The organism is bacterium (assembly GCA_028821235.1).
Lineage (GTDB): Bacteria > Actinomycetota > Acidimicrobiia > Spongiisociales > Spongiisociaceae > Spongiisocius.
Genome location: JAPPGV010000147.1, coordinates 19307 through 40859, shown reverse-complemented (window position 1 = coordinate 40859; position 21553 = coordinate 19307). Strand labels below are relative to the sequence as shown.

At 67.3% G+C, this 21553-nt stretch carries 20 protein-coding genes and 1 pseudogene; 1 reads left to right on the top strand and 20 read right to left on the bottom strand.

The annotated features are described in order from the left end of the window. Nucleotides 1-126 precede the first annotated feature (126 nt). Nucleotides 127-1119: a TIGR03557 family F420-dependent LLM class oxidoreductase gene (locus OXK16_15030; protein MDE0377256.1), complete on the top strand. Its 993-nt coding sequence runs from the start codon at nt 127-129 to the stop codon at nt 1117-1119. Here the strand turns inward: OXK16_15030 and OXK16_15025 are convergent. The 20 genes and pseudogenes from OXK16_15025 to OXK16_14930 form a co-directional block, all read right to left on the bottom strand. Next, nucleotides 1113-2025 (bottom strand): annotated as a pseudogene (locus OXK16_15025) (formamidopyrimidine-DNA glycosylase). The gene OXK16_15030 and the pseudogene OXK16_15025 overlap by 7 nt on opposite strands. Before the next feature lie 85 nt (nt 2026-2110). Continuing rightward, entirely contained in the window at nt 2111-4561 is a 2451-nt protein-coding gene (locus OXK16_15020; GenBank protein ID MDE0377255.1) for a polyribonucleotide nucleotidyltransferase, read from the bottom strand. Nucleotides 4562-4888: 327 nt separating this feature from the next. Continuing rightward, a complete protein-coding gene (rpsO, locus tag OXK16_15015; protein MDE0377254.1) occupies nt 4889-5146 on the bottom strand; it encodes a 30S ribosomal protein S15 in 258 nt (85 codons plus the stop codon). A gap of 112 nt (nt 5147-5258) precedes the next feature. Next, entirely contained in the window at nt 5259-5459 is a 201-nt protein-coding gene (locus OXK16_15010; GenBank protein MDE0377253.1) for a hypothetical protein, read from the bottom strand. Nucleotides 5460-5582: 123 nt separating this feature from the next. Then, nucleotides 5583-6488, bottom strand: a complete 906-nt coding sequence (locus OXK16_15005; protein ID MDE0377252.1) for an adenylyltransferase/cytidyltransferase family protein — start codon at nt 6486-6488, stop codon at nt 5583-5585. A gap of 10 nt (nt 6489-6498) precedes the next feature. Continuing rightward, a complete protein-coding gene (gene truB, locus OXK16_15000; GenBank protein MDE0377251.1) occupies nt 6499-7380 on the bottom strand; it encodes a tRNA pseudouridine(55) synthase TruB in 882 nt (293 codons plus the stop codon). Then, the gene (locus tag OXK16_14995) at nt 7377-8345 is read right to left on the bottom strand and encodes a DHH family phosphoesterase (GenBank protein ID MDE0377250.1); all 969 of its coding nucleotides are present in this window, start codon (nt 8343-8345) and stop codon (nt 7377-7379) included. Before OXK16_14995 ends, truB begins: the two co-directional genes overlap by 4 nt. Next, nucleotides 8345-8695: a 30S ribosome-binding factor RbfA gene (gene rbfA / locus OXK16_14990; GenBank protein MDE0377249.1), complete on the bottom strand. Its 351-nt coding sequence runs from the start codon at nt 8693-8695 to the stop codon at nt 8345-8347. The genes OXK16_14995 and rbfA overlap by 1 nt, the downstream gene beginning before the upstream one ends. 13 nt (nt 8696-8708) lie before the next feature. Continuing rightward, nucleotides 8709-9011: a DUF503 domain-containing protein gene (locus tag OXK16_14985; GenBank protein ID MDE0377248.1), complete on the bottom strand. Its 303-nt coding sequence runs from the start codon at nt 9009-9011 to the stop codon at nt 8709-8711. A 21-nt stretch (nt 9012-9032) separates the two neighbouring features. After that, nucleotides 9033-11057, bottom strand: a complete 2025-nt coding sequence (infB, locus tag OXK16_14980) for a translation initiation factor IF-2 (GenBank protein MDE0377247.1) — start codon at nt 11055-11057, stop codon at nt 9033-9035. Nucleotides 11058-11099: 42 nt separating this feature from the next. Next, nucleotides 11100-12122, bottom strand: a complete 1023-nt coding sequence (gene nusA / locus OXK16_14975; GenBank protein ID MDE0377246.1) for a transcription termination factor NusA — start codon at nt 12120-12122, stop codon at nt 11100-11102. Then, complete coding sequence (locus OXK16_14970) at nt 12112-12609, bottom strand: ribosome maturation factor RimP (GenBank protein MDE0377245.1); 498 nt, start codon at nt 12607-12609, stop codon at nt 12112-12114. Before OXK16_14970 ends, nusA begins: the two co-directional genes overlap by 11 nt. 224 nt (nt 12610-12833) lie before the next feature. After that, nucleotides 12834-14531 (bottom strand): proline--tRNA ligase, encoded by a 1698-nt coding sequence (locus OXK16_14965; GenBank protein ID MDE0377244.1) that lies wholly within the window; start codon nt 14529-14531, stop codon nt 12834-12836. Nucleotides 14532-14566: 35 nt separating this feature from the next. Continuing rightward, nucleotides 14567-15772 (bottom strand): flavodoxin-dependent (E)-4-hydroxy-3-methylbut-2-enyl-diphosphate synthase, encoded by a 1206-nt coding sequence (ispG, locus tag OXK16_14960; protein MDE0377243.1) that lies wholly within the window; start codon nt 15770-15772, stop codon nt 14567-14569. 73 nt (nt 15773-15845) lie between these two features. Continuing rightward, a complete protein-coding gene (locus tag OXK16_14955) occupies nt 15846-16955 on the bottom strand; it encodes a M50 family metallopeptidase (GenBank protein ID MDE0377242.1) in 1110 nt (369 codons plus the stop codon). Between the two features lie 10 nt (nt 16956-16965). Beyond that, nucleotides 16966-18099: a 1-deoxy-D-xylulose-5-phosphate reductoisomerase gene (gene dxr, locus OXK16_14950; GenBank protein MDE0377241.1), complete on the bottom strand. Its 1134-nt coding sequence runs from the start codon at nt 18097-18099 to the stop codon at nt 16966-16968. Further along, entirely contained in the window at nt 18096-19205 is a 1110-nt protein-coding gene (locus tag OXK16_14945) for a phosphatidate cytidylyltransferase (protein ID MDE0377240.1), read from the bottom strand. The genes dxr and OXK16_14945 overlap by 4 nt, the downstream gene beginning before the upstream one ends. Nucleotides 19206-19391: 186 nt before the next feature. Continuing rightward, entirely contained in the window at nt 19392-19934 is a 543-nt protein-coding gene (locus tag OXK16_14940; protein ID MDE0377239.1) for a ribosome-recycling factor, read from the bottom strand. Nucleotides 19935-19960: 26 nt separating this feature from the next. Then, nucleotides 19961-20671 (bottom strand): UMP kinase, encoded by a 711-nt coding sequence (pyrH, locus tag OXK16_14935; GenBank protein ID MDE0377238.1) that lies wholly within the window; start codon nt 20669-20671, stop codon nt 19961-19963. A 209-nt stretch (nt 20672-20880) separates the two neighbouring features. Further along, on the bottom strand, nt 20881-21507 hold the full coding sequence (locus tag OXK16_14930) for a translation elongation factor Ts (GenBank protein MDE0377237.1): 627 nt from the start codon (nt 21505-21507) through the stop codon (nt 20881-20883). Between the last annotated feature and the right edge of the window lie 46 nt (nt 21508-21553).

The window sequence follows — 21553 nt, the reverse complement described above, 5'->3', positions numbered from 1 at the left end:
AGACAACGGCCGGAGCCGGTGGGGCTCCTTTCTGGCCACCGTCATTTTCCTAGGGATCATGGTGGCGTTCTATCTGTGGCCCAATCCGGCCTGAACGACTCTTAGACACCATACGGAGATGATCCGATGAAGCGCTTCGCCTATTTCTGCGGCCATGAGCAATGGCACCCCGAGGAGTTGGTCCGCCACGCGGTCCTCGCCGAGCGAGCCGGATTCGACATGGTGGTGGTCTCGGAACACTTCCATCCTTGGGTCGATGATGTGTCGGCCTCCGGATTCGCCTTCTCGACCCTGGGCGCCATGGCGCAAGCCACCGAGCGCATCGAGCTAGCCACCGGCGTTACCACCCCCCTGTGGAGGTACCATCCCGCCATCGTCGCCCAGGCTGCCGCCACCCTCGATCGGTTGAGCGGAGGGAGGTTCAACCTCGGCGTGGGAACCGGCGAGAACATCAACGAGGGCCCGCTCGGCTACCACTTTCCCAAGTACGCGGAGCGCGCCGCCCGGATGTCGGAGGCGCTCGAGATCATGAGCCGCCTGCTGCAGGGGGAGAAACTCTCCTACAACGGCGACTACTACACGACCGACCGGGCCAGGCTGTACTCCCCGCCGGTATCCCGGGTACCGATCCTCGTGGCGGCGGGCGGCCCCAAGACGGCCGGTCTGGCGGGTCGTAAGGCGGACGGGATCATCGTCTCGGTGAAGGATCCCGCAGCCGCGCTGGAACGGGTCATCGGCCCGGCCCGGGAAGCGGCGGCCGAAGCGGGACGGCCCCGCCCGACGCTGCTCACCTCACGCTGGTCGATCATGGCAGATAGCGACGACGAGGCTTGGGAAGCGCTCTACTCGTGGCGCGGGCTGCGCGCCCCGGGGCGCCTTCAGGCCGTCGACCCGATGACGCTCCGGAAACGAGCCGACGATCTTCCGCGAGAGGAGATACTCGGGCGTTACGCGAGAGCGACCGGCGCAGCGGACATCGTCAACCTGTACCTGCCGCTGGTGGGCTCGATCGACGCCGACATCGTCACCATCCAGATGGCCTCGGTCGACCAGGAGGGTCTCATCGACCTCCTGGGCCGGGAGGTACTCCCCGCACTCCGCGAGGCCGCCGCGGGCTGAGCCCCCCTGGAAGGCTCCCGGTCCAGGTCAGTCCGGGATCGCGGCGGGCCACTGGTCCTTCAGCAGCCGTGAGAGTGCCCGGTCGGCCAGGATCCTGCCCCCCGTCTGGCATCCGGCGCAGTAGTTGGTCTCGTTTGATGCGTACACGATCCGCCGCACCGGACTCCCGCACACGGGACAGGGTTGCCGGTACTTGCCATGGACGGCCATTTCGGGCCGGAAGGCCGTGACCCGGTCGGGGAACCCGTCACCGACCTCGCCCCGCATACGGTCCACCCATTCGGTCAGCGTGGTGACGGTCGCCTCGCGGAGCCGCTCCAGAGTGGGATCGTCGAGCCGGCTGGTCAGGACCACCGGCGAGAGTCCGGCCCGGTGGAGTATCTCGTCCGAGTACGCGTTGCCGATGCCCGAGAGGATGCGGGGATCGGTCAGGGCCCGTTTGAGCGTCCGGTTCTCCCGTCTGAGCGCTTCGGAGAAGGCGGCCGGTCCTGCTTCGAGCGGCTCGAGGCCGCCGCGGTCGTGCTCGGCCAGGCCCTCCGCGCCCCGATGCACGTGCAAGGAGGCCCGCTTCTTGGAACCCTGCTCGGTGAGTACCAGCGTTCCGTTCGAGAAGTCGAACGCGGCGTGACCGACCTTCCTGGGTACGGCTGCGCCGCGATTCCTCCATCTGAACCGGCCCGTAATCATCAGGTGGAACACCATGAAGAGGTCCTCCTCCAGCTCCAGGACCAGGCGCTTCCCCATGCGGCGGAACCCGACCACCCGCCTGCCCTCCACTTCGGAGAGCGGCGGATCGAAGGTGCGGAGGAGTGAGATCGACACCACCCTGGCCCGTTCCAGGACTCGCCCCCCTATGAACCGTTGGAGGGCCTCCAGATAGACGACCACGTCGGGTAGTTCCGGCATGCTGCCGAGCCTACAGTGGCCGGTGGTTGACGGACAGTGCCCCGGCCCATCTCAGTGACGTGGGCCAGGGCGCTGTCCTCGAAGGCTAGATACCGTCGGTGAAGGCGTCCTCGAAGGAGGCGAATCTCCGCCCCCCGTTGCCTGCCGAGCCTGATCCCCGGCGGTTGCCGCCGCCGCCCTGGCTGCGACCACCCTGACCGCGGCCACCCTGACCGCGGCCACCCTGGCCACGACCCCGATTGCCGCCGCGGCCTGACGGGCGGCCGCCACCGCGGCCCTGGCGAGGTCCACGACCCCGATTGGGGCCCCTTCCGCCGCCGCCCCGTCCGGGTCCTCGGTCACCGCGATCGCGCGGCTGGCCCGGTGCCCCGACCTTGGCGCCGGGCTTCGGCTCCAGATCGGACGTCACCTTGAGGGAGACCTTGCCGTTGCGGTCGATGGAGTCGACCACCACCGTGAGGGGATCACCCTCGGACAGGTAGTCCCCCACCCGGCGCACGTGGCGGGTGCTGTCGAACTTGGAGATGTGCAGCAGACCGTCCTTACCCGGAAGGATGTTCACGAATGCCCCGAAGTCGGTGATGCTCACCACCTTGCCGTCGTAATGCTTGTCGACCTCGGGCGTGGGTGGGAAGGCGATCTCGTTGACCCGGTTCAAGGCGTCGGCGAGTGAGGTCCCGTCGCTCGAGGACACCAGCACCGTGCCGTCATCCTGAACCTCGATGGAAGCACCGGTATCGGCCTCCAGTTCACGGATGATCTTCCCCTTGGGGCCGATGATGTCGCCGATCTTGTCGACCGGGATCTGTACGGTCTCCAGCCGGGGTGCGTGCTCCTTCATCTCCTCGCGGGGCCCGTCTATCGCCTGTTCCATCACGTCCAGTATTTCGAGCCTGGCCTGCCTGGCCTGGATGAGCGCTCCGGCCAGCACCTCCGCCGGCAGACCGTCGATCTTCATGTCCAACTGGAGGGCGGTGATCACGTCCGCGGTTCCCGCCACCTTGAAGTCCATGTCGCCGAGGGCGTCCTCCGCCCCGAGGATGTCGGTGAGGGTCACGTAGTTCTCGCCGTCGGCGATCAAGCCCATGGCGATCCCGGCCACCGGACCGGCGATCTTGACGCCCGCATCCATGAGCGAGAGCGACGAGGCGCAGACCGACGCCATGGAGGAGGAGCCGTTGGATGAGAGAACCTCCGACACCAGGCGGAGCGTGTACTGGAACCCGTCATCAGCGGGGAGCACGGGCCGGAGGGCCTTCTCCCCCAGGGCGCCGTGCCCGATCTCCCGGCGCTTGGGTCCCCTCATGAACCCGGCTTCGCCGGTGCAGTAGGGCGGGAAGTTGTAGTGATGCATGTACCGCTTGGCTTCCTCGTTGCTGATGGTGTCGAGCATCTGCTCCATGCGCGGCATGCCCAGGGTGAGGACGTTCAGCACCTGCGTCTCCCCGCGGGTGAACAGGGCGGACCCGTGGGCCCGGCTCAACACGCTGACCTCGGCGGACAGCGACCGGATATCGGTTGCGCCCCGGCCGTCCATGCGGACGCCCTCTTCGATGATCCGCCGGCGCATTGCCTTCTTGGTGGCGGCACGCAACGCGGCACGGACCTGCCGGGCGGTGTCGGTGTCATCCTCGTCCACGCCGTACTCGGAGACCACCCGCTCGGCCAGTTCCGCCCCTGCGGACTCACGCTCGGCCTTGTCCGCGATCGTGACCACCTCGGCGATCCCTCCGGCGGCAAGTTCCGACACACGCTCGTACACCTCGTCGGCGTACGCGATGACCGACGGCCACTCCCCGACTTCCTTGCCGGCAAGTCCTTGCAGCTCGTCCTGGAGATCGAGCAGCTGCCCGATGTAGGACTTGGCCTCCTCGAGGCCGGCGCCAACCGCCTCCTCGTCCGGCGGGGTACGGCCCTCGTCGATCAGGGCCAGGGCGCCATCGGTGGCGCCGGCCTCGACCATCACGATGTCCACCGATCCCGAATCGTTGCGCCTGCCGACCACTACCAGGTCGAACACGCACTCCTCCAGCTCGCTGAACGTGGGGAACGGCACCCAGCCGTCCTCCCCCAGACCTATCCTGACCCCGCCCAGCGGGCCCTCGAAGGGGAGGTCGCTGATGGTCAGGGCCGCCGATGCGCCGTTGAGAGCCAGCACGTCGTAGGCGGTCTCACCGTCAACCTGGAGGACGGTGGCCACCACATGGGTGTCATTGCGGTACCCGTCACGGAAGGACGGGCGCAGCGGCCGGTCGATGAGCCGGGCGCTCAACGTGGCCTTCTCGGTGGCCCGACCCTCCCGGCGGAAAAAGGACCCGGGGATCTTGCCCACCGCGTACATCCGCTCCTCGACATCGATGGTGAGGGGGAAGAAACTCACGCCCTCCCTCGGCTTGTCGCTGGCAGTGGCGGCGACCAGCACGTCCGTCTCCCCCATGGAGACGCGAACCGCCCCGTTTGCTTGACCGGCGAGCTTGCCGGTGGAAATCACGACCTCTTTGTCACCAATATGGCCGCGAACGACTTGTTCAGACACATACTCTCCTTGAGTTGTACGCCCAGGCACCGAACGCTCGGAGAGCAGCGAAGCCAATTACCAGTGGTCATACCTCCGGACGCTTCGTAGCTGCGCCGCGTCATGAAGGAATGGCGACTGACAACTGATCTACGCCGTTTCTCCGGGCGCTACCAGCCTGCTTGTGTGGTTCGGTTGGCCTACGGGACTTTCCCGATCAGCCATCACTATCGATGAGCGCCATACGGGCGCTTCGAATCATCCCACTTCTTCCTTGGCCACCGGACCGAGCGAGCGCTGCCGGTGGCCGGTCCGTTCTTGATACGGAACGACCGTCTCCACGGAGTGCTATCGACGCAATCCGAGCTTGGCGATCACCCGACGATACCGCTCGGCATCGTTCTTCCGAAGGTAGTCCAGCAACCGCTTCCGCTTACCCACCATCATCAATAGGCCTCGGCGGCTGTGATGGTCATGCTTGTGCTCGCGCAGGTGCTCGGTCAGGTGCCGGATTCGCTGGGAGAGCAACGCAACCTGGACCTCAGGAGATCCGGTGTCGCTGTCGTGAGCGCCGAAATCGGCAATTACTTCCTGGGTCGCTCTCATCTCTCTCACTCGATCAGCACATCCCAAACCGGCATGTATAGAAGTGGGAACCGGGTGGAGTGTAGCACCCTCCCGGCGATCCGGTGCGCGACAGCCCGCTGACAGCCGCGTGTCACCGCCCGTACCTCTCGCGGAGCTCGGCCTGCGTCGGTCGGGGCGGCGGGCGCTTGTCGATCCCGAACACCAGGCGGTAGAAGGTGATCATGGCCCAACGCTGGAATTGCAGGACCGCCAGCAGGATGCGCAAGTAGGTGAGCTCGAATACGGCCAGATAGGCCCGAATGAGCTGCCCGTTGCGGTCTCGATCGTCCACTTGAAATCATCCAATCATGTCGCTTACCGGTGTGCTCCGTCCCCAAGATCGCCCTGTGACGTCCATCGTGGACCCGTATCCGCCGGAGTTCAACCCCTATGTTTCTCACTCTCCGGGGCGGGCTCAGGCTCTAGGCGAGGAACCACCCATGAGGCGACGCGCCCCGGCAAGATCCGCCGCGGTGATCCCTGGCGGGGCATGGCCTCCCGGCGGCGCAGGGCGGAGGCGGTCGATGAAGGTCAGGGCCAGGCGGTCACCCGGGACCCGGCCGGTCCTCCGATCCGGCAGGCGGACCCGGAGCGGCCGGCCGGTACCGCCGATCGAGCAGGCGCCGGGACCGGCCGCGCCGACCGTCACGGCGTAGACACCCGATCCTGGCACCGCCATCGACCAGTCCACCTCCACGGCCATGGTCGAGGCATCCCCTCCCTCCGGTACCACGCGCCGACCGGGCACTTCATGGTGCCGTCCGAGCAACCCGGCGGCGGCGGCCACCTCGCCCGCCGCGATGTGGCGACGGATCGCGGAAGACGAGATCGGCCCTCGCTCGCCGTCCCGTAGCCGGATGGCGTCGACCCGGAAGCCGTGGGTCCGACCCGATGCCACCAGGTCGTCCACGTCCCCTGCTCTCCCCGCTCCGTAGCGGAAGCCCTCCCCCACCACAACAGCCCGGGCGTTGAACCCGCCCGAGACCACCCGGCGGATGAACTCCTCGGGTTCGAGATGGCGCACTTCCGCGAAGGGGAGCACCCCCACGTGGCCCACACCCACCGACTCCAGCAGCTCGAGCCGGCGGGACAGCGTCACCAGCATGACCGGCCCGTCGATCGGGTCGAAGAACCGGCGGGGATGGACATCGAAGGTGACCACGACCGTCTCGAGTCCCCCCATTACGGCAGCCCTCTCGGACAGGGCCTCCAACAGGGTCCGGTGACCCCGATGGACACCGTCGAACACGCCGATGGTCACAGCCGTCCCCGCATGCGGGCCCGGTCCCCAGGCAAGCGGATCACCCCTCCAGATCTTCATCGGACGCGACTCACGCCAGCACCACCTCCGGAACCAGCCGATCATCGCCGGCACGGTAGACGGCTAGCAGCCGACCGTCCGCGATCACCCGAACGTGCCCGTCCAGGTCTCGAGGGGAAGGCAGTCGCTGCCCGCTGGACACCCGAACGGCCTCATCGTGATCCACGCTCACGGATGGCAGATGCGACAGAGCGACGGCGGGGTCCAGCAGCGCTTCGGCCAGCCGACCCTCGGCGCCGAGGCGCACCAACCGGTCGACCGTCCACGCCTCTTCCACCCGGAGGCTGCCGCTGGCCACCCTGCGGAGGGAACTCAGATGGGCGCGCCCTCCAAGGGCCCTGGCCAGGTCGTCGGCCAGCACCCGGACGTAGAGGCCGCTCCCTCCCACCACCCGGAGGCGGACCTCCGGGAACGGGCCGGCCGAGAACCCCTCGAGGTCCAGCCGGTGCACCCTCACCCTCCGGGCCGGCCGTTCCACCTCCTCGCCGCGCCTGGCCAGCTCATGCAGGCGCTTGCCGCCCACCTTCACCGCCGACACCATCGGCGGTGTCTGGAGGATCTCCCCCCTGAAGCGATCCATGGCACCGACGACATCCTCACGATCGATGCTCATCGGCGCCCGCTCCGTCTCCTCGCCGTCGGCATCCAGACTGTCGGTGGCCACGCCGAATCGGGCCGTGGCCTCGTACTCCTTGGGCAGGTCGGTGACGAAGCGCAGCAACCGGGTGGCCCTCCCGATGCCGAGGACGAGCAGGCCGGTGGCCATGGGATCGAGGGTGCCTGCGTGCCCGATGCGGCGCATGCCGAGGATCCGGCGACACTTGGCCACCACGTCATGGGATGTCCACCCGCCGGCCTTGTCGACCAGCACGAATCCTGACCCGGAACTCACCCGGCCAGCCGTTTCCTGACCATTTCGACCGCTTCGTCCCGGGTGCCGGAGAACGAGCATCCGGCGGCGCGGTGGTGACCGCCACCACCCATCGTCTCCGCTATGGCCGCTACATCTACGTGGCGGCGGGATCTCAGGCTCAGCTTCCACTCCCCGCCGGGCTGCTCTTTGAGCAACAGCGCCACCTCGGCCTCGCGAGCCACCCGGATGTCGTCGATCAGGGCGTCGGCGTCCTCCATGTCGATTCCGTGGCGCCCGAGATCTTCCTGGATGACGTAGGACCACACGAGGGCATGAGCCGGCTCCAGCGTGGCCCGGGACAGGACCGCTCCGGCCACGCCGAGGTACCCGAACGCCATCGACTCGTAGACGGACTGCCCGATCACCTCCGGGCGCGCCCCCGCTTCCACCAGCTCCGCCGCCGCCCGGAGGACCTCGGGATTCGTGTTGCCGTACTGGAAGCGACCGGTGTCGGTAACCAGGCCCAGCAGCAGGGCCGTGGCTGCTGCCGGCGAGACATCCCATCCGATCAGCCTGATCAGGCGGTAGCAGAGCAGCGCGGCCGCCGGAGCATCCGGGTCACAAACCCTGATGTCTCCGAATCCGGGACCCGCCACGTGATGGTCGATCATCACCACCGTCCCGGCCGCCTCGACCACCGGGACCAGTTCCGGGCCGAGCCGGTCCAGGTCATTGCAGTCAAAGGCCACCAGCACGTCGGGCGCACCCGCCTCGGCGGGATCAACCACCGGACGGGCATCCAGGAAACCGAATTGCCGTCCCAGGACGAAGCGCTCCCCGAAGCAGACTCGTGCCGAGCAACCCGCGGCGCGGGCCGCCAGAGCCAGGCCCAGGGCTGACCCCAGGGCATCGCCATCCGGCTTGACATGGCCCGTGGTGACCAGCGTACGGGCCTCCCGGACGGCGCGGGCCGCGTCCCTGAGGCCACGGCTCACTCCCGGCATCACCGGCTCCCGCCTTGCCCGTCCATGTTCCTCAGTATCTCCTCTATCCGCCGGGCATGCGCCACGGCCGGATCGGGAACGAACCTCAACTCGGGGAGGTACTTCATCCGCACCTGCGGACCGACCGCGGCGCGGATCCGGGAGGCCGCCGCCGCCAGCGCCTCGGCGGTCCGGGCCTCGGTCTCTTCGTCGCCCAGAACGGTGTAGTAGACCTCGGCCTTGCGGAGGTCCGGGGACGCGGACACCCCGGTCACCGTCAGGAACCCGATGCGGGGATCCTTGAGGTTCTGGCACTCCTCCGCGATGACCTCCCTGAGGATCTCGTTGACCCGGCGCAGCCTCAGACCCATCCTGTCCCCTCCATCATGGCGGGTCCTCCAGGTAGGAAACCCCGACCGAGAGGACTTCGGCCTCCTCCCACCGATCGAAGAAGCGGCACACCGAATGGACCGCCATCTCCAGTTGTGTCGCGTGCGAAGAGACGATGCCCACCCCCACGGCGGTCCGCTGCCACTGGTCATGGTGATCGACCTCGGCAAACGCCACAGGGAAGGCCCGGCGCAGTTTGGCGGACAGCCGAGCGATCCGTTGCCGCTTGGCCTTCAGCGAATGAACATCCCGCAAACGCAGATCAACCCGGAGCGCCGCTGCGTGCATGCTCGCCATGGGGAACTCACGTCAGCACGATCATGTGGCCGCTATCTCATCGATGCGGTAGGTCTCGATGACGTCGCCCTCCTTGACGTCCCGGAAGCGTTCGAGCCCAACACCACACTCGTATCCGGCCACCACCTCGCGCACATCCTCCTTGAACCGGCGCAGTGACGCCACACGACCGTCGTAGACCACGCTCCCGCCCCGGACCACCCGGGCCCTCGCGTCTCTCACGATGTTGCCCTCGGTCACGTAGCAACCGGCCACCGCACCCAGGCGCGGCACGCGGAAGATGGCCCGGACCTCGGCCACGCCGACCAGGGTCTCCTCCCGCGTCGGCGCCAACCGGCCGACCAGCATCTGCTCCATCTCGTCGAGGAGCTCGTAGATGATCGAGTAGGTGAGCACCTCGATGCCCGCCGCCGCGGCCGCGCGCCTCGCGTTGGGGTCGGGTCGGACGTTGAAGCCGACCACCACCGAGCCGGTCGCGTCGGCGAGGGTGATGTCGTTCTCGTTGATGCCGCCCACCGCGGCATGCACCACGTTGACCCGGCCGCCCTCGCGGGCGATCCGGCCGACCGCCTCCCGGATCGCCTCTACCGAACCATCGGCGTCGGCCTTGATGATCAGGAGGAGTTCGGTCTGCTCCTGGGACCGCAAACGCTCCAGCAACTGCCCGAGGCGCTCGCGGGCGGTGGGCACGACGAGCGTCTTGGCCCGGACCGTATCCACCTGCTCGGCGGCCATGGACCGGGCTATACGGTCGTTCTTGACCACCTCGAACATGTCGCCTGCCGCCGGAACCGATGCCCATCCGGACACCAGCACCGGAGTGGACGGAGTCGCCGTGGAGACGCGGCGGCCCTTGTGATCGATGATGGACCGTGCCCGACCGCTCACCGTCCCCGCTACCAGGGAGTTCCCCCTTTTCAGAGTTCCCCGTTGCACGATCACCGTACCGACCGGACCCAACCCTCGATCGAGGTGGCTCTCGATCACCACTCCCGACGCCGGGGCCTTCGGGTTGGCCTGGAACTCCGACACCTGGGCGACCAGGTCGACCATCTCCAGAAGGTTGTCCATTCCGTACCCGGACGTTGCGGACACCTCGACCGAGACGACGTCGCCACCCAGTTCTTCCGTGACTATTCCGTGCTCGGTCAGCATGGCCCGTACCCTCACCGGGTCGGCATTCTCGAGATCCATCTTGTTGATGGCCACGATCATCGGCACGTCCGCCGCCATGGTGTGGCTGACCGCCTCGATGGTCTGTGGCATGACGCCGTCGTCAGCCGCCACCACCAGCACCACGATGTCGGTCACCTCGGCGCCCCGGGCCCGCATGGCCGTGAAGGCGGCATGGCCGGGCGTGTCGATGAAGGTGATCGGACGGCCATCGACCGTGGCCTGATAGGCGCCGATGTGCTGGGTGATCCCACCGGCTTCTCCGGACACGACATTGGTGTTACGGATGAAGTCCAGCAACGTGGTCTTGCCGTGATCGACATGCCCCATCACCGTGACCACGGGCGGGCGATCGACCAGGGAGGAGGGATCGTCATCGAACACCCTCTTCGGCTTCACCAGCGGCTCGTCGGCCTCCTCCGGCTCCGCGTCCTTCTCGACTTCCACCATGATCCCGAAGTGCTCCGCCAGGGGCTCGATGGCCTCGGGCGGAACGGGCGCCGCGGCGGCCGCCATCAGCCCCATCGACAGCAGTTGCTTGACGAGCTCGCCCACGGGCTGGCGCATGGCTCTCGCCATCTCGAGCACCGACACCCCGGCGGGCACCACGATGACCTCGATTTCGGGCTCGGTGTATTCGGGTTCGGGAGCGGGGGTGTCATCGGCCGGGTCGGGCGCCTGTTCGGAAGCGTCGGCGACATCTTCCTCGGGCTCCTCCGGAAGGAGCATGGAGCGAAGGGCCTCGGCATCGCCCGGATCCAACCCGGAGGAGGCGGTGGTAACCGGCAGTCCCAGGTCCTGCGCCGTGGCCAGAACGTCACGGGAGGTGAGGCCCAGCTCCTTGGCCAACTCGTAGATGCGCTTGGTCACCATGGCTGCCTACGCTCCCGATGTTCCCTCACGAGGGTGCGGCTCTTACCGGCCACCGGCGGTGACCGGACCGCGTCCCCGCTCGCGAGTATGACGCGGGGATCTGGAGTCGCTCTGTATGTCGATGCGGTAGCCGGTTAGCCGGGTGGCCAACCGGGCGTTCTGACCTTCCCGGCCTATGGCCAGCGAGAGCTGGTGCTCGCTCACGATCACCACGGCCGACTTCTCCTCCTCATCGACCTGTACGTCACGCACCTTGGCCGGGCCGAGGGCTTCGCCGATGAATTGGGCCGTGTCCTCGCGCCACTGCACCACGTCCACCTTCTCGCCCCGCAGCTCGTTCACAACGTTGCGTACCCGGGAGCCACGGGCGCCTACACAAGCGCCTTTCGGATCTACGTTGGGATCGTTGGACACCACCGCGATCTTGGTTCGATGGCCGGCTTCCCGGGCTATCGATCGGATCGTCACCGTGCCGTCCAGCAACTCCGGCACCGCCAGCTCGAGCAGCCGGCGAACCAGGTCGGGATGGGAGCGCGACACCACGATCTGCGGGCCCTTGGTCTCCCGCCGAACCTCGATGATCAAGGCCTTCGCCCGGGCGCCTCGCTCCAGCCGTTCGTAGGGAATCCTCTCGGAACCGGGCATCATCGCCTCGGCGTTTCCCAGGTCGAGGATCGTGTACCGGTTGTCATGCTGCTGCACCATGCCGGTGACCAGGTCGCCCTCCCGGCCCTCGTAGGCGTCGAACACCTGCTCTCGCTTGGCTTCCCGGAGCTGCTGGGCGATCACCTGCTTGGCGGTGCTGGCGGCTATCCGACCGAAGTCCGTGGAGGTGTCCTCCCACTCCTCGATGACGTTTCCGTCGTCATCGAGCTCCTGGGCGTAGACGATGATCTCGCCGGAGTCCGGCTCGATGGTCACGCGGGCCTCCTCAGCAGCTCCCGGAGTCCGCTTGTAGGCCGACACCAGAGCGTTGGCCAGGGCAGCGAGGATCGTGTCGACAGGAATACCTCGCTCCCGCTCCAGCATCTCGAGGGCCTCCATGACCCGGTAGTCAATCTTCATCCCGATACCCCGACTTCCTGGTCGCCCTGCCTTGCCTGTTCCACTCGAACCGCGTGCGCGCCGACCGGATCTGTCCGTACCCGATCAGCCTCGACTCACCGTCGACCCGCACGGAACAACCATCCGAGTCGGCAGCTTCCAGCACGCCCCGATGGTGCCGGTGACCAGCCACGTCTACGTCGGTCTTGATGACCACGTCCCGGCCGATCGACTTGTGGAAGTGGCGGGGAAGGTGAAGGGCGCGCTCGAGCCCCGGCGAGGACACCTCCAGCGAATAGGAACCCTCGAAAGGATCAAGGCGGTCGAGCTGGCGTGACAGGGAGCGGGACACGGCCGCCAACTGGTCGACCCCCACCCCGCCGTCGCGATCGACGATCACCCTGACTATCCGCGGACCCCTGCCGGCCACCTGGAGATAGTCGAGCTCCAGGCCCTGGCCGGCCAGGTGCTGCTCGAACAGGTCTCCAAGCCGTTTCTCAACACTCATGGGCCCCGGCTCCGAGCCACCATCCGTTACGGAAGAGAGCGCCACCAGCCGCTTCTGCGTGGAGGCATGTCGGGCTCCCGGCGCGGCGGGATGCGCCGGCCAGCCGGTTTCTACAATAAAAAAAGCGGGCTGGGCGCCCACCTTGTAGCACAAAGTCACGTCCTTCGAGTGTCTCGCCGAGAATCATAGCATTCGTCCCACCCAAAGAGACCTCAGCGGGAGTGCTAGGACACCAGCGCGGCGAGCCGCTCCACCACCTGATCGAGGGGTAGGGATTCGGTCAACGAGCCGTCGCGGGCGGCCAGTTCGGCCTCTCCGGCCTCGATGCCCCGGGGACCTATCGTCAGCCGGTAGGGGATCCCGACCAGCTCGGCATCGGCGAACTTGACCCCGGGACGCTCGTTGCGGTCGTCCAGCAGGACCTCGATCCCTGCGCTGTCCAGGTCGCGGTAGAGGGTCTCTCCCGCCTCGGCGACTACCGGGTTGTCGGGTCGCAGGAGCGTGATCACGACCGTGAACGGCGCCACGGCGAGGGGCCAGATGATTCCCCTGCCGTCGTGGCTCACCTCGACGACGGCAGCCATCGACCGCCCCACACCGATCCCGTAGGAACCCATCACGATGGGCGCGGGCCGGCCCGACTCGTCGAGAACGGTGGCCCCGAGGGCCTCGCTGTATCTGCGGCCGAGCTTGAAGATGTGACCCACCTCGATCACTCGCGACAACGAGAGGGAACCGGACGGGCAACTCAGGCAAGCCTCCCCCTCGCGTACCGAGCGCATGTCGAGCCACCTGGCCACCGGGAGATCGCGCGCCACGTCCACCCCTCTAAGGTGAACGTCGTCCTCGTTGGCGCCGGTCACCATGTTGGAGCGCCCCCGAAGGGCGGGATCTGCGATCACGGGATACTTGACGCCGACCGCTCCGAGGCTCCCCGGATGAGCGCCGAGGCTCGCGACGATCTCTCCTTCCGTCGCCGGGCGAACCACGCCGTCCACCGCGTCCGACAGCTTCTGGACTTCGAGGTCGTGGTCGCCCCTCAACACCAGGAGGGTGAACTCGTCCCCCACGTAGTAGGCGAGCGTCTTGATCTGCCGCCGGGCGGCTGCGAACCGGCCCATCGCGGTGAGCGCCGCGATGGTGCGTACCCCGGGAGTCGGGAAGGGCTCGGGCGGGCCCTCCCACGGGTCGTCCGGCACGGCGTCAGGTGCGCTGACAGCCCGTTCCAGGTTGGCTGCGTACCCGCAGTTGTCGCACAGAGCGACGAGGTCCTCACCCGTGTCCGAGCGCACCACGAACTCCACGGAGTCGCTGCCGCCCATGTTGCCCGAGGACGCCTCCACCTGGATGGACTCGAGACCCATCCGGGCGAATATCCGGTCGTACGCGCCGCGGTGAGCCTCGAACTGGACGTCGAGGCCTTCCGGGCCGACATCCAACGAGTAGGAGTCCTTCATGATGAACTCTCTCACCCTGAGGAGGCCGGACTTGGGCCGGGCTTCGTCCCGGAACTTGGTCTGGAGGTGATACCAGAGCTGGGGCAGCTCCCGGTAGGAGTTCAACTCCGAGGCGAGGTGGGCGAACACCTCCTCGTGGGTGAGGGCCAGCACGAGGTCGGCGCCCCGGCGATCCTCGAGCTTGACCATGATGCCCTCGACGTCGTCCCACCGGCCGGTCTTCTTCCACAGCTCGGCCGGATGGACCACGGGCGCCAGGAACTCCTGGCCGCCGATGGCGTTCATCTCCTCCCGGATGATGTCGGAGACCTTGGTGGCGACCCGCATCCCGAGCGGGAGCATCGAATAGGACCCTGCCATGAGCTGGCGGATGAAACCGCCCCGGATCAGCAAGCGGTGGCTGGCCGCGACCGCATCCGCCGGGTCGTCGCGGAGGGTGGGAATGAACGTCCGTGACCAACGCACCGGGAACTCCTAGTGGTCTGTGAGGAGTCGGGCCGTCACCGAGCCGCCACATCGGCGACCGCGGCGCGGCGAGCTGCGGCACGATTGGCGTCGCCCTGGATGTCGATCAACACCTGCCGGTCCTGGGCAGCCAGGTCCGCGGCCAGGTCGTCTGCGGCCGCGATCCGGGCCTCCACGCCCTCGTCCACCAGCTTGCGCGCCTCGTCGAGCAACGCCTCCACCATCTCGTCCTCCGGCACCACCCTCACCACCTTCCCCTTGATGAACAGGTGCCCGCGGCCCCGACCGGCAGCGATTCCCAGGTCGGCCTCCCGCGCCTCTCCGGGACCGTTCACTACGCAGCCCATCACGGCCACCTGGATGGGGAGCTTCGCCTCCTCCAGCTTGGCCTGCGCCGCCTGTGCAACCTCGAGCACGTCGACCTCCGCCCTCCCGCAACTGGGACAGGCGATCAGGTCAAGCCCGGTGCGCTCCCGCAGGTCCAGATACTCGAGGAGTTGGCGTCCGGCCCTGGCCTCCTCAACGGGATCGGCGGTCAGCGAGAAGCGGATGGTGTCGCCGATGCCTTCGAGCAGCAGGGTGGCAATGCCTGCTACCGACTTGATCAGTCCCCCCGGTGGGGGTCCCGCCTCGGTGACACCGAGATGGAGCGGGAATCCGACCGTGTCGGCCAGCAGGCGGTAGGACTCGACCATGGATGGCACGTGGGAGTGCTTGACCGAGATCTTGATGTCATGGAAGTCTTCCTCGGCCAGGTACTCGATCTCCTTCTGCGCCGACGCCACCAGCGCCTCGGGCGTGGCGGAACCGTATCGCTTCATCAGATCGCGGTCCAGGCTGCCGGCGTTGACGCCCACCCGGATGGGGATTCCCCGGTCCTTGGCGTCGCGGGCCACCGCCCGGATCTGGTGCGGCTTCCGGATGTTGCCCGGGTTGAGCCGCAAGCCCTGCACACCGGCTTCGAGCGCAGCCAGCGCCAAGCGGTACTGGTAATGGATGTCGGCGATGATCGGCACCGGCGAGCGAGGCACGATCTCGGCCAGCCCCTCGGCGGCCGCGACATCGTTGCAAGTGATGCGGACGATGTCGGCGCCGGCGCCCGCCAGCGCGTAGACCTGGGCCAGGGTGCCGTCCACGTCGGCGGTCTTGGTGGTGGTCATCGACTGCACCGAGACCGGAGCGCCACCCCCCACCGGGACGCGACCCACGTGAATCTGCCTGGTTCCTTCGCGGTGAGCCATCAGACTGCGATGTTACTACCACCCTCCTCAGATGGTTCGTCACCGCGGGGATCTGGAACTGGCAACCAGTCGTCTAGAGGGTCAGCGGGTTGACGATGTCGAGGACGATCGCCACCAGGCCCAGGAACAGCATGAACAGGACCACCAGGGCGGCGATGGGGACGAGGTTGCGGTGATCCACCCGCCGGCCGGTGACCTTCTCGTAGAGCGCCACCACGAAATGCCCGCCGTCCAACGGGTACAGGGGAACGCTGTTGAACAGGGCCAGGGTGACGTTCACCACCGCCAGGATGAAGATGATGTTGCCGATGCCGACCTCCGACGCCTGGCTTCCGATCCTGACCAGACCGATGGGGCTGACCGGCCGGATCTCTTCGGGAACGTCGCTCTGCCCGGCCAGCACCCCGCCCAACTCGAGCAGCGACCCGGGTCGAACGATGCGGGCGATGGCGTCCAGCGCGCCGGAGAGGATCGCCCACTCCGCCACGGCCGCCCGTCCGGCGGCCGTGATGGGCCCGATCGAGACCCGCCGCGCCACGGGTGAAACGCCTAGGAAGCCGACCGCCTCACCGGTCTGCGGATGGTACGAGCCCAGGGTGGCGGTCAGGGAACGGGGAAGGCCGTCGCGAACGACCTCCAGGGTGACGGTCTCGCCGGGGCGGCTCATGATCAGCTGCACGGCCTGTTCCCAACCGTCCAGGGCTACGCCGTCGATGGCGGTCATGACGTCTCCGTCCAGCACGCCGGCCACGGAGGCCGGACTGGGCACTCCTGGCGAGATCTCGGGGCTGACCCTCTCCACCGCGGTGGTCAGCTCGGCGGCGCCGGAGTACCAGAACAGACCGAACAGCAGCAGGTACGCGGTCAGGAGGTTCAGCGTCACCCCGGAGAGGACCACCACCGACTTCTTCCAGAAGGGCTGCTCCCGGTAGGCGCGGCCCGCGTCGGCCGGGTCGATCCTCTCACCGATACTCATGCCGGCGATCCGCACGTACCCGCCGAACAGGAGCGCCTTCACTCCGAACTCGGTCTCGCCGCGGCGGAACGACCACAGTCGGGGCCCGAAGCCGAGGAAGAACTCGGTGGCCTTCATCCCGGTGGCCCGGGCTGCCCAGTAGTGGCCGGCCTCGTGCACGACGATGAACGCCGAGATGGCCACCACCATCATTATTCCGCCGACCAAGACCTCTCCTCTACCGGCGCTCCACTGCGGCGCGAGCCGCTCTCCGGGCGGCCCGATCGGCTTCCATCACCACGTCGATCGAGGTCGCCTCGAATGCCTCGTGACCGTCGAGCACCTCGGCGATCACGGCGGGAATGTCGAGAAACCCGATCCGCCGCTCCAGGAAGGCGGCCACCGCCACCTCGTCAGCGGCGTTGAAGGCCGCCGGGACGGTTCCTCCCGCCCTTCCCGCCGCGTAGGCGAGGTCGAGCGCCGGAAAGGCGTCGCGGTCGACCGCCTCGAATGTCAGGTGGGACCGCGTCAGGTCGAACCGGGAAAAACCACCCGGTGAGCGTTGCGGATAGGTGAGGGCGTACTGGATCGGGATCCGCATGTCGGTGACGCCCAGATGGGCCTTCAGCGACCCGTCCACGAACTCCACCAGCGAGTGGACGATGCTCTGCGGATGTACCACCACGTCCACCTTCTCGAAGGCCAGATCGAACAGGAAGTGGGCCTCGATCACCTCCAAGCCCTTGTTCACCAGCGTGGCCGAGTCGATGGTTATCCGGGGTCCCATGTTCCAGGTGGGATGGGCCAGTGCCTCATCGACTCCCACGCTTACCAGCCCTTCCCGGTCCCGGCCTCGAAAGGGGCCGCCCGAAGCGGTCAGCACCAGGCGGGAGACTTCGGGAAGCCGCTCCCCCACCATGCACTGGAACAGGGCGGAGTGCTCCGAATCGACGGGGATCAACTCACCGTGCCGTGCGGCCGCCATCACCAACTCCCCGCCCGCGACCAGGCTCTCCTTGTTGGCCAGGGCGAGACGGTTTCCCGCCTCCAGTGCGGCGATGGAGGATTCGAGGCCCGCCGACCCCACCACACCGTTGACCACCGTCGAACCCGGGTGCTGCGCCATCTCCACCAGGGCGGCGGGACCAGGCGCGTAGCGGTCGCCGTACTGCCGGCGAAAACGGTCATGGCCGTCCGGGTCGGGCGCCACCGCCACGACGGTGGCCCGCGGGTAACGGTCGGCCAACCGCGCCAGGTCGTCTCCTGCTCGCCGCGCGGCGAGTCCCGCCACCGGAACGCCGAGGCGGTCCGCTACTTCGAGTGTCTGGCGACCGATCGACCCCGTCGCCCCGAGGACGACAACGGGCCTCACAGGTATCCGAACCAGAGATACACCAGATAGGCGGTAGGTATCGCGAACATGAAGGCGTCCAGCCGATCCAGCACGCCGCCGTGGCCGGGCAGGCTGCTACCCATGTCCTTGATGTCGATCGAACGCTTCACCGCCGACTCGGCCAGGTCGCCGATGGGCCCGAACACGCTGATAGCAGCGGCCAGCGCTATGCCCGACTGAAGGGTGAGCGGCTCGAGCAGCCCGAACCTCCCGATCACAACCCCTGCCAGCACGGTGATGACCGTGGCGCCGAGGAACCCCTCCACGGTCTTGTTGGGCGAGAGGTTGGGGGCCATCCGGCGCTTCCCGAGCGTGCGTCCGTAGGAAAAGGCAGCGATGTCGTTGAGAGCGGTCAGCACCACCAGTGCGGTGGTCAAGCTCCACGCTTCGGGGGATCGGAAGATCGGCACCGCGAACGAGGCGAGGACCGGCACCCAGGCCACGCCGAGGACCGTAACCCCGATGTTGGCCAGCGGGTAGTTCCGGCGGGCCGCGACGAAGAACAGGCCCGACAGCAGGATCACGGCTGCCAGCACACCGCCCACCGCGGCGGGTCCCGAGTCCCAGGCCACGTACATGACCGCCGCGGCCCCGGGTAGGCCGATGAACGCCAGGGGCGTGAAGCCGACCCGGCGGACGGCCTGGTAGAACTCCACCACCGCGACCAGGATCAGGAGGCTGACGAACAGGGTGACCCATAGCGCTCCCGCATACAGGGATCCGAAGAAGACAGCCACCACAGCCAGGCCGGTGGCGATCCGGAGCGCCAGCTCGGAACGGCGGGCCCGGTCGATCTGCTCGATTTGCTCCGGGTCCTCCTCCTCGACGCCCGTCACATCCTCGAAGCCGACCACGCTGGTGCCGACCCCCGGGATCGAAGCCGCCACCGCCGACTGCTCGACCTCTTCCTCACCCGCCCGGGCTACCGCTTCGGCCAGGCCCTTGTACTCGCGGGTGGTGGATCGGATGTAGTCGCGGTCGGTGAACTCGTCGGACTCCGTGGGAGGGGCCTCGGCGTCGGCAGGCTGGTCCCCAGCCTCCTCATCACCTAACTCGGGGGGCGGATCGGTGCCATCACCAACCATGCGTAACCGTTTCCTCGGGGTAAGTCGGTCCAGAATACCCCTATGAGGGCCGATCCCGTGGCTATTCCTGATCGAGGGCGCTCGCGAGGACGAGCTGCGCAGCCTGTAGTTCTCAGTTTGTAGTTTTAGTTGCTGATGATTGGTTGAATGACTACCAACTACCGACTAACAACTAGAAACCAACAACTAGATCTTGAGGAGCTCCTGCTCCTTGTTGGCGAGCAGCTCATCGGTCATGGTGATGTGGCGGTCGGTCTGCTGCTGGAGTTGCTTCTCGGCCCTCCAGACCTCGTCCTCCGACTCGCCGATCTCGTTCAGGTCGCTACGGGTCGACCTCCGTATGTGGCGTATCGCTACCCGGCCCTCCTCGGCCATGCTCCGGGCCAACTTGACGAGCTGGCGCCGCCGTTCTTCGGTGAGCGGCGGGAACACCAGGCGGATCACCTTCCCGTCACTGGCAGGGTTGAGATCGAGGCCCGACAGGCGGATGGCCCGTTCGATGGCCACCAGGTCATTCGAGTCATGGGGGATCACCACCAGCAGGTTCTCGTGGCTGGCGGTCCTGGCGAGCTCCAGGAGGGCCACCTTCTCCCCGTAGTAATCGACCATGACCCGGGAGAGAACGGCCCCGCTGGCCCGATCGGTGCGGAGCGTCGCGAACTCGCTCTGCGTGTGCTTCACGGCCGACGCCATTCGCTCTACGGCATCCTCGAGCAGTTCATCCAGCATGCGTCAACCTCCTCTCCGGATGTGTCTCAACACACCCGGGTACCGATCGACTCGCCCTCCACGGCCCGCCGGATGTTACCGGGATCGACCAGGCGGAACACCACGATCGGCAGCCGGTGATCCATGCACATCGTGACGGCGGTGGTGTCCATCACCTTGAGTTCGGCGTTGATGAAGTCCATGTAGCCGATCCGGTCCAGCAACTCGGCATCCTCATGAAGCTCGGGATCAGCGGAGTAGATGCCTCCTACCTTGCTGGCCTTGAGCATCGCCTCGGCGCCGATCTCGACAGCGCGAAGAGCGGCCGCCGTGTCGGTGGTGAAGAAGGGATTCCCGCTGCCGGCGGCGAAGATCACGGAGCGGCCCTTCTCCAGGTGGCGGATGGCCCTCAGGCGAATGTAGGGCTCGGCCAGCTGCTGCATCGTGATGGCCGACTGCACCCGGCACTCCACACCCCGGGCCTCGATGGCGTCGCGGAGGGCCAGGGCGTTGATGACGGTGGCGAGCATGCCCATGTAGTCGGCATTGGCAGGGTCCATGCCCGTAGCTGCGGCGGACACGCCCCGGAAGATGTTGCCACCGCCCACCACGATCCCGATCTGGTGCCCGGCCTTCTGCGACTCGGCTATCTCGCCGGCCGCCCGCTGCACCGTCTCGGGAGATATCCCGTAGCCGATCGCGGGATCGGCGAAGGCCTCCCCGGACAGCTTCAGCAGGACCCTGCGGGTTCGAGCCATCTACGAGGGTTCCCGGAAACCCGCAGCGGGGTTCGCACTGTCGGCATCGAATCTCACACGACGTAGTTTGCCACAGGCGAGCCCCGCCCGGAGCAGGTGGATGATCCCACCCCCCTGACGGTGCTCAGAGCGAGCCCGATGGCCGTACGAGTGATGCCGCAACCCGGGTCCACGGGAGACCCGCAGATGGTTGCGAATCCCGGAACCCTCTAGCGGTCCGTCTCCTGTTCGCCCACTGCCAGGCGGGCGAACCGCCGGACACCGATGTTCTCGCCCATGGAGGCGGCCAGCTCGGTCACCATGTCCCCGACCTTGCCTTCGTACTGATCGGTCCTGATGTACTCCTGCTCGTAGAGCACGTTGTCCTTGTAGAAGGACTTGATCCGCCCTTCCACGATCCGCTCCACGATCCGCTCGGGCTTGCCCGAGGCCAACGCCTCCCTGGCGATCAGCTCCTTTTCCCTGTCGACCAGCTCTCCGGGTACGTCCTCGGTCCGTACCCACTTGGGCTGGGCGGCGGCGATATGCATGGCCACGTCGTGGGCCATCTTCTGGAACCGGTCGCTCTTCGCCACGAAGTCGGTCTCCGACGCCAGTTCCACGATCACTCCGACGGTCGGATACCCGGCCGGCTGGTGCACGTAGAAGCCGACGGTGCCCTCGTTGGCGTCCCGCCCGGCCCGCTTCTTGGCGTCGGCCAGGCCTTTCTCCCGGAGTAGGTCCTTGGCCCTGTCCATGTCCCCGTCGCACTCCACCAGGGCCTTCTTGGCGTCCATCATGCCGACCCCGGTGGCCTTGCGCAGAGCCTGTACGTCCTTGGCTGTGAACTGTGGCATCTTTGCTCGTCCTTCGATTGAGGTTCTGTTGGTGATCTTTAGTCGT